Genomic DNA, 17,241 nt, shown 5'->3' on the forward strand with positions numbered 1-17,241 from the left:
GGCGGGCGGCATCGCAGGCACCTCAGCAGCCGCACTCCGGCGGCACGATGTAGAAGAAGACACTGCCCGTGGTCGTCCGGTACGTGGCGGTGCCGGACCAGGAGAACTCGTACTGGAACTGCGGGTAGGTGCTGGCGTCCATGGTCGGCGGCGAGTCGCGGTAGGAGAAGGTGCCGTTGGCGGCGGTGGTCACGCTCGGGAGGGTGACCGAGGAGCCGTCCGGGCCGATCCGCTGCACGGTCAGCTTCAACCGCCCGCTGATCGACTCGCCGTGGAGATCCGTGACCGTGCCCTCGATGACCGCCTGCTGCCCGTTGAGCAGGGTGCGGTCGGGAGAGGTGGCCTCGATGAACGACGGCTGTTTCTGCACGGTGACGGAGATGGCGCCGGTGGTCCTGCGCTGGGTGGAGTTGCCGTCCCAGGCCACGGTGTAGGTCACCGGCCCCGTCCTGCCCACGGTGTCGTCGAAACCGAACCCGCACGAGGCGTCGGTGGTGACGTCCGGCAGTCGCTTCGCCGCACCGCCGTTGATCCGCCGGCTCACGTGCACCACGGTCGGGCCCTGGCACACGCCGACGTCGTAGGTCACGGCACCGGTGACCCGCAACGGCACCCCGATGTACGCGGGCTCCGCCACCTGCCCGGCGATGTGCGAGTCCGCGGATGTCACCGCGACCTCGTGGCTGGCGGACGGCGACGCGTACACGGAGTCGCCGTGCCAGGTGACGGTGTAGACGTGCCGGCCGCCCTGGCTGGGTGTGTCGAGGATGGTGAAGGCGCCACGGCTGTCGGTGGTGACGTTCGGCAGTTGTTCGACGGCGCCGTCGAGGCGGTTGTTCCAGATCGTCCGGGTCACCGCCAGGGTCTGTGGCTGCTCCGGAGCCCTGCCGTCGAGGCCCAGGACGCCGGAGAGCGAGAGCCGGCTGCCGTCCCTGCCGTTGCTCGGTCCGCCGAGGGTGAGCGTCGCGGTGCGGCCGTCGACCGGGACGGTTACCGAGGCGGTGCTGCGTTGATAGTCCGCGGTCGGATTCCAGTAGACGTCGTAGCGGATCTGACCACTCAGCGGGGGGACGTCGGTGAGGGTGAAGGTGCCGTCGGCCGCGGTGGTGACCGAGAGGGTGGCCCAGGTGCCGTCCGGAATCGTGCGGGTGACCTGCAGCTCCTGCACCCCCGGAGCGGCGCCGTCGGCAAGGGTGAGCCGGCCGGTGATGCGCAGCGGGTCGAGCGCGGTCCCGGACGTGGGCGCGGTCAGGGAGATGGCGGACGCCGGAAGCGTCGCGTCAGCCACTCGCCAGAGCCAGAAACTCTCGGCCCCCTCCATGACCGCGAAGGCGTCGTTGCCGAGGAAGCTCACGGCACCACCCACCAGGTAACCCCTCTCGGGGCGGGCGGTGTTGACCACCGTGCCGTTGGCGGTGTCGTGGATGACCAGCGCTGGGCCGTCAGGGGAGCGGTGGCCGGCAGCGAGGTGTCGGCCGTCCGAGCTGAACGCCGCCGCCGTCGCCCAGGCCGAGGAGGAGTCGCCGTAGCGGCGCACCTCGGCGAGGGTGGTGGTGTCGTACGCGAAGTGCAGGAAATCCGCTCCCCAGGCGACGACCAGCAGCGAGCCGTCCGGGGTCAGCGCCAGGTCGTTGAGAGTGGGCACCTCGATCGTGCCGCGCTCGGTCGCCTGCTGGCCGTCGACGGAGTAGACGTGAACCACCGACGGATGCAGATCAGTCTCACCGAGGGCCAGCACACCACCGGCCACGGCGACCGCCGGCGCACCGAACGTGTTGTCGATGATGCCGACCAGGGTGGGGGTGGGCGCGGCGACGTCCAGGGTCAGCACTCCGCCCTCGTGGACACCCTCGCAGCCGTAGCCGACCCAGAGCCGACTGCCGGAGAGCGCGAGGTGCCGGGGGCAGCGCCGCCCAATGTCGATCTTGCGGGTGACCTTCGCGGTGCTCGGGTCGATCTCCGCCACCTCGCCGCTGTCGTACAGCGCCACGTAGAGGCGGTCTCCGCCGGGCGTGCTGGCGAGGCCGTTCGCGCCGGCAAGCCCCGTCACCGTGTCGGTGATGGCGCCTGTCGCGTCGGCGACGATCACCCGGTCCTCCGCGGAGACGAAGACCCGGCCGCCGCCGGCAGCGGTGTCGGCGACGTCGGTGACATCTGGCAGGAGCGTCATGCTGTCAGCGGAAGCGCTGGGTGGGGCCGCGGCGACGGCCGGCCCGGTGACGCCGACCGCGGCGGCGGCGACCAGGGTCGCCACGGCGGTCACGCCCGCGATCCGGCGCGGTAGTGCGGCGCGCGCCCGTGCGGATGATTGTCGGTGCAGCATCGATGTCCCCCGTCTGGGGCGTCAGGTCGGCACCCCGCAGGGGATCATGGCTGGCCCCTCCGACGGGAATCCACCCGCCTTCGCCAGGCGGCCGGACATCTTCACATGTCGATAACTGCGACATTGTGCGTGCCGCACCTCGCGGCGATGGGCGGGTGACGGTCAGGAGACCGCCGCCCGCACCAGCTCGACGACCCTCTTCTCCACGGCGGGGCTCCACTTCTGCAGCGCGTACGCCACCGGCCACAGGTCGCCGTCGTCGAGGTTTGCCGCGTCCTGGAAGCCCAGGGTCGAGTAGCGGTAGTTGAACTTGCCGGAGTCCTGGAAGAAGACAACGATCTTGCCGTCGGCGTTCGCGTACGCGGGCATCCCGTACCAGGTCTTCGGGGACAACTCGGGGGCGGCGGCGGTCACCGCCACATGGACGCGCTCGGCGAGCGCACGGTCGTCCGGCTCCATCTGCGCGATCCGGTCGAGGAGCGCCTGAAGCCCGTCGGCCTTCTTCGCGCCCTTCTTGCCCTCGGCGCGCAACTCGGCGGCGCGCTCCTGCATCGCGGCCCGCTCCTCGGCGCTGAAACCGTCGGGCGTGGTCGTGGTGGTCTTCGCGGACATGCGCGGGCTCCCTCTCGATCAGGTGCGGCACCATGCCGCGACCTGGGAAAAGGTTAGGCCGGACGACACCGGCCGGGCTTCTCGATTCCTGATCGGTTAGGCCGACGCTCGGGCAGCGGCGATGGTTCGTCCGCGTTCGGACTCTCCGAAGCGGTCGAGCATGGCCCGCACCTCGTCGGCGCTGACGTTGGCGCCGAACAACTCACTGCCGGGTTCGAGTCGTACGCCTTCGGCCAGGGGGCCGGCGACGACCGGATCGAAGCCCAGCGCGTCCACCAGAGTCGCGACCGTGGCGAGGTCCGTGGCGTCGTCGCCGGCGATCGCGATGGCCTTGCGGTCCGGCGTTCCCCTCGGCCGCGACCCGTCCTCCAGATCGTGGTAGCCCATGTGGTTGAACGCCTTGACGACGCGGGAGCCGGGCAGGAACGCCTGGACGATCTCGCTCGACGAGGTACGCGCGTCGGTGAGGTCGTCGCGGATGCCGTCGATCTCCCACCAGTAGTTCATCGCGTCGACGACGAGCTTGCCGCGCAGCGCCTCGGCGGGAACGCTGCGGTACTTACCCAGTGGCAGGGCGAGGATCACGATGTCGGCGGCGGCCACCGCGTCGACGGCCGTGGTGGCCGCCGCCCCCGGAGCGAGCACCTCGACGGTGAGGGCGATCTTCGCCGGGTCTCCGGAGCCGGCGACCAGCACCCGGTAGCCGGCGGCGACGGCGAGCCGAGCGAGCACCGTGCCCACCTTGCCGGCCCCGAGCACACCAAGGGTCTGGGGTCGGTCGTTGTCGAACATGTCGTCCTCTCGGTTCTGACGTGCTGATCAGGCCAGCAGTTCGCGGACCATGGGGATCACCCTGGAGCCGTACAGTTCCACGGCCCGCATCCGGGCACTCGCCGGTTGCGCGCCGGCCGAGTAGATGAGGTCGAACCGGCCGACTCCGAGGCTGCGGATCGCGCGGGCCATCCGGCGGGCCACCGTCTCCGGCGAGCCGATGTAGAGCGAGCCGTTCTCCACCTCGGAGTCGAACTCCTGGCGGCGGATCGGTGGCCAGCCGCGCAGCGCGCCGATCCGGTCGCGCATGACGCGGTAGTGCGGCCAGTAGATCTCCTTGGCCTCCTCGTCGGTGTCGGCGATGAAGCCCGGCGAGTGCATGCCGACCGGGTGCGCCGTCGTACCGAGTTGGTCGGCCGCCCTGCGGTAGAGGTCCAGGTACGGCGCGAAGCGCTCGGGAGCGCCGCCGATGATGGCGAGCATGAGTGGCAGCCCGTACTGGGCGGTGCGGACGACCGACTGTGGTGAGCCACCGACGCCGACCCAGGTGTCCAGGTGACCCGACTCCGTCTTCGGAAAGACGTCGGCGTTCTCCAGCGGGGCACGCAGGGTGCCACTCCAGGTGACCGGCTTCTCGTCGAGCAGCTTCACGAACAGCTCGATCTTCTCCTCGAACAGCGTGTCGTAGTCGCGCAGGTCGTAGCCGAAGAGGGGGAACGACTCGGTGAACGAGCCGCGCCCGAGGATGACCTCGGCCCGCCCGTGCGACAGCGCGTCCACAGTGGCGAAACGCTGGAACACCCGGACCGGGTCGTCCGAACTCAGCACGGTCACCCCGGAGGCCAGCCGGATCCGTGAGGTACGGGTGGCGATGCCCGCCAGCACCGTCTCCGGGGTCGACACCGAGTATTCCGGCCGGTGGTGCTCGCCCAACGCGATGACGTCGACGCCGAGTTGGTCGGCGAGCACCGCCTCGTCGACGACCTGGCGGATCGCCGCCGCGTGGGAGACGAGCTTGCCGTTGTCGTCCTCCGGTACGTCGCCGAACGTGTCGAGGCCGAACAAGAGATCAGACATGGGTGGGCTCCTTCGCCAGCAGCTCCCGGACCCGCGGCGCGACCTCACTGCCCAGCAGTTGGATGGTGCGCGCGCGTGCCTCGCGGGGCAGGTGCATGATGTCGTACTTCAGGTCGAAGCGGTTGAGCCGCAGGTCGCGGGCGACCGTGGCGATCTTCTGCGCCACCGTCTCGGGTGATCCGACGAAGAGCGCCCCGTGGTCGATTTCGGCCTCGTAGCGTGCGCGGTCCGGTTTGTAGAAGCCGCGTTCCGCGGCGAGCGCCGCCGCGACCGGCTGCCAGTACCGCCACCACGTCTCCACCGCCTCCTCGTCGGTGTCTGCGACAAGGCCGAGTGAGTGCTGCCCGATTGGCTGCGGGGTATGCCCGAACTGGTCGAGCGCTTTGGTGTAGAGGTCGACGTGGCCGGCGAACCGCTGGGGTCGCCCACCGATGATCGCCAGCATGAGCGGGAGACCGTGCCGGGCGGCGCGGACCACCGAGTTCGGGCTGCCCCCGACGCCGATCCACGTCGGGATCCCGCCGGGTCGCATCCGTGGGTGCAGGCGCTTCTCGGTCAGCGGGCTTCGTACGGTTCCCGACCAGGTGACCGTTTCGTCGCGTCGCAGCCGCAGGAAGAGGTCGAGCTTCTCCTCGAACAACCGCTCGTAGTCGGCCAGGTCGTAGCCGAACAGCGGAAACGACTCGGTCGCCGACGCGCGTCCGAGGACGAGCTGGGCGCGGCCGTTGGACACGGCGTCGAGGGTGGCGAACTCGTGGTAGAGGCGTACCGGGTCGTTCGTGCTGAGCACGGTGACCGAGGTGCCGAGGCGGATCCGCTCGGTCGCCGTCGCGGCCGCCGCGAGCAACACGGGTGTCGCCGAGTCGTTGTGGCCCTCCCGGTAGTGCTCACCGAGGCTGAACACGTCGAGTCCGACCGACTCGGCGAGTCGTGCCTCGTCCACGAGGAGTCGGACGGTCTCGGCGTCGCTCAGGACCCGGTCACCGTCGGTGGCCACCTCCCCGAACGAGTTGAGCCCCAGTTCGAAACCTGTAGCTGTCATCGTGACCTCCTCGGCTCCCGTCGGCGACCCGCGGGAAGCGGACCTACCGGTTGACGTGTCAATGATGCTAACTTGGCGATTGACACGTCAATTCCCGGGAGAGGTGAGATGACGGAGACCACACCCGCCCGGCGGGGAGGGCGCCAGCTGCCGGCGGCCGAGGAGTTGCGGATCTGGCGGGACTTCATCGAGACGACGGCGGCGCTCAGCTCCCGGCTCGAGTCCCGCCTCCAGGGTGACTCCTCCCTCTCGACCGGGGACTACGCCGTGCTGCTCGCTCTCAGCGAGGCGCCGGACCGGGCGATGCGTTCGTCCGCGCTCGCCGCGCACATCGGCTGGGAGCGGAGCCGGCTCTCCCACCACCTGGGCCGGATGGAGCGGCGCGGCCTCATCCGCCGTCAGGAGTGCGCGACGGTCCCCCGGGGAGCGGAGGTGCAGCTCACCGCCGCCGGTGCCGAGGCGTTCGGCAACGCGACATTTCCCCACCTGCGCGCCATTCGCGAGCTCTTCGTCGACGCCCTCACACCGGAGCAGATCCTCGCGGCCGGCGAGATCGCGGCCGCGCTGCGAGCGCGCCTCGACGCGCCGGGCGAGGACTGATCACCGGGGACGCTCCGGTCGTCTGGCGAGGCGCCGAGCACCGTGGAGTCGGTGCTCGTGTCGTCATGACTGCGGGTGATCAGTCAATTGCGAAGGGCTAAGTCCGGGTGGTCCAATCCTCCAGGAACCCGCCAATCCGCCTGCACAGGCTGAGACGGCGACGGCTGCGCCGCCCGGGAGGTACGACCATGATCGAGACCGCCGCCGCAGAGGCCCACCGCACCCCACCATCCCGCTCCGGCCCCGGAAGCGCCGAGTCGGTGTTGCCGGAGCTGCGGGAGATGTGGTGGGAGACGGGGGTGCGGGCGCGCGCCGAGGCCGGTGTCTTCGCCGTCTTCGCGGAGCTGCCCAGGCTCGTGCGGACAGCCCTGGGCATCAGTTGGCGCGCGGACCGACTCCGTACCGGCGTGGTGGCCGCGGCGACGGTCGGCGCGGGGGTGATGGCGGCCTTCGGGTTGCTGGCCACCCAGCGGGTGCTCGTGGAGTTGTTCGCCGGCGGCCCGACCGCGGACAAGGTGCGGGCCGCGATGCCGGCCCTGGCCGTGCTGGCGGTGGCGACCGCGCTGCGCGCCGGGATGGGCATCGCCACCGGGTACGCGCAGAACGGGTTGACGCCGCGGGTGAACCGCGAGGTGGAGCGGGGTCTGTTCGAGGTGTCCACAGCGGTACGCCTGGAGGCGTTCGACGCCGACGCGTTCGCCGACGACATGGAACGCGCCTCGCGGGGCACCGAGTCGACGATCGGGCTGGTGCAGGCGTCGATGAACCTGCTGGCCGGGCTGGCCGGGCTGCTCGCCGTGGTGGCCGCCGTCGTCATCATCCACCCGCTGCTGCTGTTGGCGCTGCTGGTGGCCACGGTGCCGAACGCCTGGGCGTCGTTGCGGGCCGGGCACCTGCGCTACCAGACGTACACCGCCGGATCGGTGCGCAGACGTCGACTGTGGCTGCTGCACAAGCTGATGGCCGAACGGGCCTCGGCCCCGGAGTTGCGCTCGTACGGGTTGCGCGGTTTCCTCCTCGACCAGTATGACCGGGTGATGCGGGTGGAGACCGACATCCAACTCGCCCTGGCCCGTCGGGTCACCACGACCACAACGGTCGGGGCGATCATCGGCGGTCTCGCCACCGGCACCGTCTACGTCCTGCTCGGCCTGCTGCTCCTGGACGGGCAGATCCCGCTCGCCGCCGCGGCGACCTGTGTCATCGCGGTGCAGTCCGCGCAGCGGTCCCTGGCCATCGCCACCTTCCAGGTCGACCACGTCTACACCGAGGGTCAGCACTTCGGCGACTACACAGGCTTCATGACCCGTGCCGACGCCTACCTTCCGGCCGCCACCCGGCCGTCGGCCGCCGCCAGTCCGCAACGGCTGCGGGAGTTGACGATCAGCGAGGTCAGCCTGCGCTATCCGGACCGGGACACCCCGGCCGTCGACGGCGTCACGTTGCGGATCGCCGCCGGCCAGACCGTCGCGTTCGTCGGGGAGAACGGCTCGGGCAAGACGACCCTCGCCGCGATGATCGCCGGCCTCCGGGCGCCCTCCGAGGGCAGCATCGAGTGGAACGGTCGACCGCTCGCGGACTGGAACGTCGCGGGGCTGCGGGCCCGGATCGCAGTGGTGACGCAGGAATACCACAAGTGGCCGTTCACCGCGGCGACGAACATCGCCATCGGCGACGTCGACACCGAGGCCCGGCAGGACCTCATCGAGGCCGCCGCCGCCCGCGCGGTCGCCCACGACATGATCAACGAGCTTCCACACGGGTACGAGACGCTGCTCGACCGCACCTTCGCCAGAGGTCAGGACCTCTCCGGCGGGCAGTGGCAGCGGATCACCGCGGCCCGCGGGTTCCTCCGTGACGCCGAACTGCTGATCATGGACGAGCCGTCCTCCGCCCTCGATCCCCGGGCCGAGGACGCCCTGTTCCAGGCCATCCGTGATCGCCGAGGCCGCGCCACCACGATCCTCATCACGCACCGGCTCGCGAACGTCCGCCACGCCGACCGGATCTTCGTCCTGCACCACGGCCGGCTGGTGGAGGCGGGCACCCACGACGAGCTCGTGGCCAGCGGCGGTCGCTACGCCGAGCTGTTCGCTCTCCAGGCCGCCGGCTACGACGCCAACCTGGCCGAGCGGCCGCGGCTTCCGCACCAGGACCCCTCGTCCTCGCACTGAGGAGCGACGCCAGGACGGAGGGGTACGTCCACCGGTGAGGTCCGGCGCTCCGGGCGTTCATCCGCCTGCCTGCCGGAGGCTAGGCTGCGCGTATGTCAGGGGCGCGATGGCGTGGCCGGGCGGCGGATGTCGCCCTGGTGGTCGCCGTCGGTCTGGTCGCCTGCGCCGGCCTGGTGGTGCAGTCGCGGGGCATCGACACCACCGCCGAGTGGACGACACTGCTGGTGGTGCTCGCCTCCTCCGCCGCGCTGAGCGTCCGCCGCCGCCACCCGGTGCCGGTGGGTGTGGTGGCGCTGGCCGCCGTCGTCGCGTACGGGGTGTTGCTGCACAAGGCCGGCCCGATCATGCTGGTCTTCGTCGTGGCGCTCTACACGGTTGTCGACGAGGGACACCTCTGGATCGCCACAGGTCTCGGTCTCGCCTCGGTGATCGCCTTCGCCGCCGCGGACGACGACAACCGGTCCCCGGACACCATGAACGGGGCGACGCTGCTGCACGCCGGTTGGCTCGTCGCGGTCATCGTCGGCGTGACCCGCAACCGCCGGGCCTACCTCGCCGAAGCGCAGGCCCGCGCGGTCGTCGCCGAGCAGCGGATGGAGGAGGAGGCCCGGCGGCGGGCCACCGAGGAACGGTTGCGCATCGCCCGTGAGGTGCACGATGTCCTCGGTCACCACCTCTCGCTGATCAATGTGCAGGCCAGCGCCGCGTTGCACCGGCCGGACCCGGACCGCTCCGAGCAGGCGCTCACCGCGATCAAACAGACGAGCAAGGAGACGTTGCGGGAGCTGCGGGCGACGCTCGGCGTGCTGCGGCGGGAGGGCGGTGCTCCGACCGCGCCCGGCCCCGGCCTCGATCGCCTGGGCGATCTGATCCGGACGGCCGGACGGCCCGAGTTGACGATCAGCACCGACCTTGCCGAAACCAGGTCGCTGCCCCCGGAGGTCGACCTGGCGGTGTACCGGATCGTCCAGGAGGCACTCACGAACGTGGCCCGGCACGCGGGTGCCTCCGCCGCGGTGGTCCGGGTGCGACCCGACCGCGACGACGTGGTGGTGGAGGTGGAGGACGACGGCACCGCCACCCCCGGGGCTCCGGGCAGCGGGATCATCGGCATGCGTGAGCGTGCGAGCGCGCTCGGCGGTTCACTGACCACTGGCACGCGGCCGGACGGCGGTTTCCGGGTCCGCGCCCGACTGCCGCTGCGGCCCGGCCCGGCGACTGTGGGAGAGCCCGCGTGATCCGGCTGCTGCTCGCCGACGACCAGACCCTGGTCCGCGCCGGCTTCCGTTCCATTCTGGACGGCGAGGATGGCATCGAGGTGGTCGGCGAGGCCGCCGACGGCGCCGAGGCGGTGCGGCTCGCCGCGCACCTGCGGCCGGAGGTCGTCCTCATGGACATCCGGATGCCCGTCCTGGACGGCCTCGCCGCCACCCGGCAGATCGTCGCGACCTGCGCGGCCCGGGTGATCATCCTGACCACGTTCGACCTGGACGACTACGTCTACGGCGCGCTCCGGGCCGGCGCCAGCGGCTTCCTGGTCAAGGACACCGAGCCGGCCGAGCTGATCCACGGGGTGCGGGTGGTCGCCCGTGGCGACGCGCTCATCGCGCCGTCGATCACCCGTCGGTTGATCGCCGAGTTCAGCGCCCGGGCCACCCATCCGGACCCCGGGCCGCGACTGAGCGTGCTCACCACCCGGGAGCGCGAAGTGCTCGCGCTTGTCGCCGCGGGCCTGTCGAACGACGAGATCGCCGCGCGGTTGGTGCTGAGCCCCGCCACCGCCAAGACGCATGTCAGCCGGATCATGACCAAGGCGCAGGTCCGGGACCGTGCCCAGTTGGTGATCCTCGCCTACGAGTCCGGTCTGGCCGTTCCCGGCTGGCTCACCCGCCCCTGACCAAGGTCTCAGGCGGTCAGGCGGGCACTGCGGCGGGCCCGGGCCAGGGCCAGTCCACCGAGGACCACGCCGACCAGCCCGACCGCCAGGGCCACGAAGGCCCCGCCGCGCCCGTTACCCGTACCGATGCCGCCGTCGGAGGTGGCGACCACCACCCCGCCGAGCACCATGCCGGCCAGTCCCAGGGTCAGGGCCAGGACGGCTCCGAGTGGCGCCGAGCCGGAGCCGACGCGGCTGGCGGGGCGAGCCAGCGCCAGCCCGCCGACGACGACGCCGACCAGCCCCAGCAGTACGGCCGTGGTCGCGCCGAGTCGCCCGGAGCTCATGGTGAGAGCGGTGGCGGCGACCGGTTCGACCGACGCGTGCGCTGCTGCCGGTGCGGCCAGTGCGATCTCCCCGAGCGGAGCGATTGCGGCGCTGAACAAGTGGTGGATGGACATCGCATTTCCCTTCGATCGCCTGAGGTGTGCAGCCGCAGCGTATGGAGCGGAGGGCCCTGGAGTCGTCGGGTCGGAGTTGTCGATGCCTCTACATCCCGGGCGGTACGGGTCGGTGCCGCCGTACCGCCGCAGTTGTGCCTGTCGCCCGACCGGAGCGCAGCCGGGTCGGGCGTAACGGTGGCCGGAGGCCCGGCTAAAACACTCTGACCAGGGGTTTTGTCGGATCCGGACAGTAGCTTTCTCGATGTTCGAGTGGTACCACTTGAGCATCGACCAACCGGCGGGGGCGGTGGTCCTGAGGAGGCTCCTTCCATGCGTAACACCTGCACCTCCCTCCGACGCCGACCCTTGCGAGCGGCCGCCCCGGGGGTCACGCCCACGCGCGCTGTTGATGCCGCCCCATCGCGCCCGACGAGACCACGATGACGAGCCCGGAGAGCACCGACGAGAAGGCGGCCGCCTACAGCCGTGGTGTCGACGCGGGCCGGATCGAGCAGCGTCTGGACGGGCACGACGAGCACCTGCGGCACATCAACGGCTCGATCGACTCGATGACCCAGGCATTGCAGAGTCTCACCGATGAGCTTCGCTCCAACGTGCTCCATTTCAATGCCGGTGTGGTCTCCGATCGCCGGGACACCAGGGAACGGGAGAACATCGCGGCGGTTCGGGTGCAGGAGGCGGGCTTCGTCGAGTCGAAGAGGACGGTCCGGTGGACGGCCTGGCAGCGCGGGTTCGCCGTGGTCGGCGCGATCGTCCTGGTGGTGAACTTCGGGCTCGGCCTCTACGTGGCCTTCAACCGCTGACGCGACGCGTCGTGGCCAGGAGGAACGCCTGATCGTCGCGCTCGGTGCCCCGAGCCCGCCGCACCAGGCGGCACTCCTCCCGCAGGCCGGCGGCCTCGATCTCGGCGGCGACCTGGTCCGCCGTGTAACGGTGTCGCTCCAGGTGGATCTCGTGGCCGAAGCGGCGGCGGTAGGGCTCGGACAGGTCGCGCGTTCCCTCGCCGGCCTGGAAGCCGACGAGCAGGTGGCCCGTGGGTCGAAGGACCCGGGCCACCTCGGCGAAGACGCGTGCCTGCCCGGCGGGGGGTGTGTGGATGGTGGAGTACCAGAGCAGGACGCCGGCGAACCTGCCGTCCGGGTAGGGGAGGGCGGTCAGCGAGCCCACGGTGAACATCAGGTCGGGGTGGTCTCGTCGTGCTCTGACGACCATGCCCGGCGACAGGTCGACGCCGTGCACGAGACACCCACGGTCGGTGAGGTACCTGCTCATCCGGCCTGCGCCGCATCCGGCGTCGAGGACCCGGGTGTCGCCGCCCGCCGTCACCGCCTCGGCGAACGCGTCGACAACGGCGAGGTCGAGTGCGGCCTCGGCGCGGGTGTCCGGCAGGAGGGTGGCGTAGTCCTCGGCGACGGTGTCGTAGGCACGTCGCACACTTCGTAGGTTGTGGGGATCGGCGGGCGAGGGGGTCACGGGCCGCATCATCGCACCGGGGGATCACCCGTCGATCCGGCGGCGGGTCTTCGGCGCGTGCATCGCCACGAGCGACGGTGTCGCGCCGAAGACCCGGGTGCCGAGCCCCGCGCCGGAGCCGGCCGTGGGGGTACTACCGCTGCCAGGTGTCGATGGTCCGCACGCCGTCGCGGACGACCCGGTCCAGGATGGCGGGATTGCCGCTGGAACCCTCCCACCCCTGGTCGTCGAACACCGTCACCACCGTGTCGACGCGGGCCACCGCGATCTGGCTGGTCCCGTCGCCGCCGGTGTGTTCACCGTTCAGGTTCGTGTAGGGCCACGTCCGGGTCAGCAACAGCGCCTCGTCGCCGACGCCGGGCAGGGCCTGGCTCTTGACGGTGGCCCGGTTGCCGGAGTGCTGGTAGGTGGGACACGCCTGCAGGTCGGTGCGCAGACGCGTCATGTACTCGGCGGCCCCGGTGCCCCCGAAGGTGAAGATGGTCTGGTGGATCATCCCCTGGGGCGTGTTGGAGGGATTGTCGTCGGCCTTCTTGTAGGTGACGGTCATCGCCGCGGAGGCGGTGACCTGGCGGCCTCCGGTGCCGAACTCGTTGCCGCAGAGCTTCGGCAGGGCCTCCTCGACCGGCACCGTCCGGCGCGGAGACTTCCGCAGCTCGGTCGGCAGCTCGACGAACGCTGACGTCGGGATGGTCGTCGGGCCGCTCGCGCTCGGCGAGGGCTGGCCCGTCGGGTCCACTCCTGCCGCCGCGGAGGTCGGTGCCGCGCTCGACGTGGTCGAGCCGGGCGGGTCCGCGGTGGTGGTGCAGGCGGCGGCGAATGTGATGGTGCCCAGCAACGGGACAAGCGCAAGCACGCGTCGCGTACGGGCGGGCGGTAGCGGTGTGTGTCGGCTCATGATCACCTTTCGTCGATGTCGGGGCAGTTCCCGGTGGCGTCCCGTCCCAAACGACACATCACGACCACCGGACGTTCACCCGGGCGGTGGTAATCGGGATGCCGACACATCCACCGGCCGGCTAGGGTGCCCGCATGACAAGCGTGATCGCCACCTGCACCGGAGCGTCGTGTGACGTCCAGGTCGGTGCACGGCGACGCCGGCGATCCGTCGCCCGCCCGCGCTGACCTGTTTCCCTGCGACCGGCGGATCGAGCCGCCGGTTGTGCGCTGTCGTCCTCGGTCCGCCCGCATCTCCTGTCGTCCGAGGCCCGCCTGACCGTGCGGGTCCGAGTGAGATCGGCGTACTCATGGATCTTGAAAGGTTGTTGTCCGACCGGCTGGCACCGGCGTTCGCCGCGGTGGCCGGCGGACCTGTCGACCCGCTCGTGCGGCGCTCTCCGCGCGCGGATTTCCAGTCCGACGCGGCGCTGGCGCTGGCCCGGCGGCTCGGCCGCCCGCCGCGCGACATCGCCGCCGCGGTGCTGGCACACGCGGTGCTCGACGACGTCGGCGTGTCGGCGGAGGTCTCCGGGCCGGGGTTCATCAACCTCACGGTCGCCGACCCGGCACTCGCCGACCTGGTCTCCGGGCTGGCCGGCGACGCCCGGCTCGGCGTGCCGGTGACGGCGGCCCCGCAGACCGTGGTGGTCGACTATTCGGCGCCGAACGTGGCGAAGGAGATGCACGTCGGACATCTGCGCTCCACGGTCATCGGCGACGCGGCGGTACGGCTGCTGGACTGGCTGGGGCACCGGGTGGTGCGGGTCAACCACCTGGGTGACTGGGGGACACCGTTCGGCATGCTGATCGAGCACCTGGCCGACCTCGGCGAGGTCGGGGCGGCGCACGAGTTGTCGATGGGTGACCTGGACGGCTTCTACCGGGCGGCGCGGGTGAAGTTCGACGCCGACGAGACGTTCCGGGAACGCGCGCGGCTGCGGGTGGTCGCGCTGCAGGGCGGCGACGAGCGGACGCTGCGGTGGTGGCGGCTGCTGGTGGCGCAGTCCGAGCGGTACTTCCTGACCGTCTACGACCTGCTCGACGTGACGTTGTCCGCGGACGACTTCCGGGGCGAGAGCGCCTACAACGATCTGCTCGCGGGGGTCGTCGACGACCTGGACCGGTTGGGCATGCTGACGTCCAGCGGTGGGGCCGACTGTGTCTTCCCGGCCGGGTTCGGCGGCCGCGACGGCGAGCCGGTGCCGCTCATCGTGCGCAAGAGCGACGGAGGGTACGGCTATCCCGCCACCGATCTGGCTGCGCTGCGGCAGCGTGTCGGTGAGCTGGGCGCCACCCGGCTGCTCTACGTCGTCGGGCTGCCGCAGCGGCAGCACTTCGCGATGGTGTTCGCGGTTGCCCGGGCGGCCGGTTGGCTGCGTCCGCCGGCCCGGGCCGAGCATCTGGGCTTCGGGTCGATCCTCGGCGCGGACGGGCGGATGCTGCGCAGCCGGGCGGGCGAGTCGGTGAAGCTGGTCGGGCTGCTGGAGGAGGCCGTCACCCGGGCCACCGACCTGGCCCGGAGGAGGAACCCGGAGCTGGACGCCGAAGCCGCCGCCGAGATCGGCCGCGCGGTGGGGATCGGCGCGGTCAAGTACGCCGACCTGTCCACCGATCGGACCAAGGACTATGTCCTGGACTGGGAGCGGATGCTCGCCCTGGACGGCAACACCGCGCCCTACCTGCAGTACGTGTACGCCCGGATCCGGTCGATGTCCAGGCGCGCCGGGGCCACCGCGCGGCCGGACGCGCCCCTCGTGCTCACGCTGCCGGCGGAGCGGGCGCTGGCGGTCGAGCTGCTCGGCTTCGCCGCGGTGGTCGGCGAGGTGGAGCGCAGCCTCGAGTTTCACCACCTCGCCGGTTACCTGCACCGGCTCGCCACCGTGTTCAACGCGTTCTACGAGCGCTGCCCGGTGCTGCGGGCACCGGACGAGCTGCGGGAGAGCCGCCTGCTGCTGGCCGAGCTGACGGCCCGGACGCTGCGGCAGGGGCTGCACCTGCTCGGCATCCGCACCCCGGAGCGGATGTGAGGGGTCAGCGGGTCTTCTTCGTCGCCCGCTTTCGGGGCGGCGTCAACAGGTCGGCGATCTGTGCGATGGCGGCGGGCACCAGGCGGTAGTAGGCCCACACCCCCCGCTTGTCGCGCTCGAGTAGGCCAGCCTCGGTGAGGATCCGCAGGTGATGACTCACGGTCGGCTGGGACAGGTTGAGCGCCCCGGTGAGGTCACTGACGGACGCCTCACCTTCGGGCGCGGACTGGATCAGGCTGAGCAGACGCAGTCGCGCTGGATCGGCGAAGGCCTTCAGCACCCCCGCGAGCCGTTCGGCATCGGCCCGCTTGATTGGATCGCCGGTGAGCGGCGAGATCGCAGGCATGGCAGTTTTCGCAGTTCCCACGCCTGCCATAGTGACACCAACGCGATCGATAAGCCGGTAAAACCGACATCAATACTCCGATGGCGTCCGGATGGCCGCGCGGGGCGACTGAACGTGGTCACGTACCGGCCGTGTGGGGCGCCGCCGCACCCCACACGGCCCTACGCCGACGGACATGCCGTCGAGGCGGCCGCGACCGGAGGTCAGCGGCGAGGTCGGGGTGTGCTGCGCTGCTGCACGTACGGCGGGCCAGCGAGGAGCAGGTCCGACTTCAGCTCCTGGTACGCCCGCTTGGGCTGGTAGTTCTCGTCGTAGATGGTGGCCAGGCCCTCCGGCGGGTCGTCGAACCAGTCCGGCACCCAGGAGTGCTTGTCACTGAAACCCCAGACCGTGTACGACAGGCAGCTCCGCACCGCGAGGCACGCCTTCATCAGCACGCTGAAGTTGGCGGCCGACGCCTGCAACCGGGGGTTGATCTCCTCCGCGTTGCCGGCCTGGACGCCCGCCGTCATCTGACTGCGGACGTCGACCTCGGTGAACGCGGTGGCGACGCCGAGCCCACTGAACTTCTTCAGCGCGGCGGTCACCTGGAGGGTGTCGAAGTTGCCGTACTGGGTGCCCAGGTGACCCTGGGAGCCGACGCCGTCGATCGGCACACCCTGGGCGCGCAGCCCCTTGGTCATCTCGTAGACGAACTGGGTCTTGTCGTCCGCCGGGTTACCGGAGCCGAACGCCTCGATGTTGTAGTCGTTGTAGAACAGCAGGGCCTTGGGGTCGGCCGCCCGCGCCCAGCGGAACGCGTCGGCGATGTAGCCGGGCCCGAGGTTCTCCGCCCAGAAACCCTTGTAGTGCAGGGTCGACGGGGTGTCCCAGGGGTCGCTGACCGCCTCGTTGACCACGTCCCACTGCCAGATCTTGCCCCGGTACCGGTTGACGACAGTGGTGATGTGCTTGCGAAGCAGCTCGCGCAGCTCCTGCTTGCTGATGGAGCCGTCGGCGACACCACTCGTCAGCCAGGCGGGCAGTTGGTTGTGCCAGACCAGCACGTGGCCGCGTACGCTCTGCCGGTTGCGCTTGGCGAAGTCGATGAGCTGGTCGGCCGCGGCCCAGTCGTAGGTGCCGCGGGTGGGCTCCAGGACCTCCCACTTCATCACGTTCTCGGCGGTGACCGAGGTGAACTCCGAGGAGGCCAGCGCGCGGTACTGCGGGTCACCGGCGTCGTCGAGCGCGTCCATGTTGACCGCGGTGCCGACGTGGAGGCCGTGGCGCAGGCCGAGGGCGCCGAGGCTCTGCGCGGTGGGGTCGTACGGCCGGCTCGCGGTGGCGGGCACCGAGTTCAGCGCCGCAACGGTGACGACGGCGACCACGCCGACGGTGGTCCACTGTCTCAGCAACATGTGCCTTCCTTTCCAGACCTTGATCGACATGTGTCGGTCAATAAGGTGCGGGTCCGGTGTTGGCGGATGGGGAGCGGGATTCGCGATCGAGCGCCCTGGCGCGGGTAGTGGGCCGGTAGT

Annotated in this window: 16 protein-coding genes; 6 read left to right on the forward strand and 10 right to left on the reverse strand. The window is 71.0% G+C overall.

Annotation, left to right across the window (positions count from 1 at the left end; translation table 11 throughout):
* Nucleotides 1-22: 22 nt before the first annotated feature.
* The 5 genes from ACGFH8_RS14585 to ACGFH8_RS14605 all read right to left on the reverse strand — a co-directional run bounded on the left by ACGFH8_RS14585 (nt 23) and on the right by ACGFH8_RS14605 (nt 5,825).
* A complete protein-coding gene (locus ACGFH8_RS14585; protein WP_393367264.1) occupies nt 23-2,263 on the reverse strand; it encodes a YncE family protein in 2,241 nt (746 codons plus the stop codon).
* Between the two features lie 222 nt (nt 2,264-2,485).
* Entirely contained in the window at nt 2,486-2,935 is a 450-nt protein-coding gene (locus ACGFH8_RS14590) for an iron chaperone (protein WP_393367265.1), read from the reverse strand.
* A 96-nt stretch (nt 2,936-3,031) separates the two neighbouring features.
* Nucleotides 3,032-3,727, reverse strand: coding sequence for an NADPH-dependent F420 reductase (locus tag ACGFH8_RS14595; RefSeq protein WP_393367266.1), 696 nt, complete (start codon nt 3,725-3,727; stop codon nt 3,032-3,034).
* 27 nt (nt 3,728-3,754) lie between these two features.
* On the reverse strand, nt 3,755-4,783 hold the full coding sequence (locus ACGFH8_RS14600) for an LLM class flavin-dependent oxidoreductase (protein ID WP_393367267.1): 1,029 nt from the start codon (nt 4,781-4,783) through the stop codon (nt 3,755-3,757).
* Entirely contained in the window at nt 4,776-5,825 is a 1,050-nt protein-coding gene (locus tag ACGFH8_RS14605; protein WP_393367268.1) for an LLM class flavin-dependent oxidoreductase, read from the reverse strand. The genes ACGFH8_RS14600 and ACGFH8_RS14605 overlap by 8 nt, the downstream gene beginning before the upstream one ends.
* Nucleotides 5,826-5,933: 108 nt before the next feature.
* On the opposite strand from ACGFH8_RS14605, the gene ACGFH8_RS14610 reads away from it, so the two are divergent.
* The 4 genes from ACGFH8_RS14610 to ACGFH8_RS14625 all read left to right on the forward strand — a co-directional run bounded on the left by ACGFH8_RS14610 (nt 5,934) and on the right by ACGFH8_RS14625 (nt 10,496).
* Entirely contained in the window at nt 5,934-6,425 is a 492-nt protein-coding gene (locus ACGFH8_RS14610) for a MarR family winged helix-turn-helix transcriptional regulator (protein ID WP_393367269.1), read from the forward strand.
* A gap of 188 nt (nt 6,426-6,613) precedes the next feature.
* Nucleotides 6,614-8,599 carry an ABC transporter ATP-binding protein gene (locus ACGFH8_RS14615; RefSeq protein ID WP_393367270.1) on the forward strand — a complete coding sequence of 662 codons (1,986 nt, stop codon included), beginning with the start codon at nt 6,614-6,616 and terminating at the stop codon, nt 8,597-8,599.
* A gap of 92 nt (nt 8,600-8,691) precedes the next feature.
* Nucleotides 8,692-9,837 carry a sensor histidine kinase gene (locus tag ACGFH8_RS14620; RefSeq protein ID WP_393367271.1) on the forward strand — a complete coding sequence of 382 codons (1,146 nt, stop codon included), beginning with the start codon at nt 8,692-8,694 and terminating at the stop codon, nt 9,835-9,837.
* A complete protein-coding gene (locus ACGFH8_RS14625) occupies nt 9,834-10,496 on the forward strand; it encodes a response regulator (RefSeq protein WP_393367272.1) in 663 nt (220 codons plus the stop codon). The genes ACGFH8_RS14620 and ACGFH8_RS14625 overlap by 4 nt, the downstream gene beginning before the upstream one ends.
* Nucleotides 10,497-10,504: 8 nt before the next feature.
* On the opposite strand, the gene ACGFH8_RS14630 is transcribed toward ACGFH8_RS14625, so the two are convergent.
* On the reverse strand, nt 10,505-10,936 hold the full coding sequence (locus ACGFH8_RS14630; protein WP_393367273.1) for a DUF6223 family protein: 432 nt from the start codon (nt 10,934-10,936) through the stop codon (nt 10,505-10,507).
* A gap of 422 nt (nt 10,937-11,358) precedes the next feature.
* Here ACGFH8_RS14630 and ACGFH8_RS14635 point away from each other — a divergent pair, with 422 nt between their 5' ends.
* Nucleotides 11,359-11,742, forward strand: coding sequence for a hypothetical protein (locus ACGFH8_RS14635; protein WP_393367274.1), 384 nt, complete (start codon nt 11,359-11,361; stop codon nt 11,740-11,742).
* On the opposite strand, the gene ACGFH8_RS14640 is transcribed toward ACGFH8_RS14635, so the two are convergent.
* Both ACGFH8_RS14640 and ACGFH8_RS14645 read right to left on the reverse strand, forming a co-directional pair.
* A complete protein-coding gene (locus tag ACGFH8_RS14640) occupies nt 11,732-12,373 on the reverse strand; it encodes a class I SAM-dependent DNA methyltransferase (protein ID WP_393367275.1) in 642 nt (213 codons plus the stop codon). The genes ACGFH8_RS14635 and ACGFH8_RS14640 overlap by 11 nt on opposite strands.
* Before the next feature lie 172 nt (nt 12,374-12,545).
* Nucleotides 12,546-13,310 carry a hypothetical protein gene (locus tag ACGFH8_RS14645; protein WP_393367276.1) on the reverse strand — a complete coding sequence of 255 codons (765 nt, stop codon included), beginning with the start codon at nt 13,308-13,310 and terminating at the stop codon, nt 12,546-12,548.
* 349 nt (nt 13,311-13,659) lie between these two features.
* Here ACGFH8_RS14645 and argS point away from each other — a divergent pair, with 349 nt between their 5' ends.
* On the forward strand, nt 13,660-15,378 hold the full coding sequence (gene argS, locus ACGFH8_RS14650; protein WP_393367277.1) for an arginine--tRNA ligase: 1,719 nt from the start codon (nt 13,660-13,662) through the stop codon (nt 15,376-15,378).
* A gap of 4 nt (nt 15,379-15,382) precedes the next feature.
* Here the strand turns inward: argS and ACGFH8_RS14655 are convergent, their stop codons facing one another.
* Both ACGFH8_RS14655 and ACGFH8_RS14660 read right to left on the reverse strand, forming a co-directional pair.
* Nucleotides 15,383-15,724, reverse strand: coding sequence for a helix-turn-helix transcriptional regulator (locus tag ACGFH8_RS14655; RefSeq protein ID WP_208641223.1), 342 nt, complete (start codon nt 15,722-15,724; stop codon nt 15,383-15,385).
* A 203-nt stretch (nt 15,725-15,927) separates the two neighbouring features.
* Nucleotides 15,928-17,121 (reverse strand): endo-1,4-beta-xylanase, encoded by a 1,194-nt coding sequence (locus tag ACGFH8_RS14660; RefSeq protein ID WP_393367278.1) that lies wholly within the window; start codon nt 17,119-17,121, stop codon nt 15,928-15,930.
* Nucleotides 17,122-17,241 lie beyond the last annotated feature (120 nt).

The sequence above is a fragment of the Micromonospora sp. NPDC049175 genome (assembly GCF_043197345.1).
Lineage (GTDB): Bacteria > Actinomycetota > Actinomycetes > Mycobacteriales > Micromonosporaceae > Micromonospora.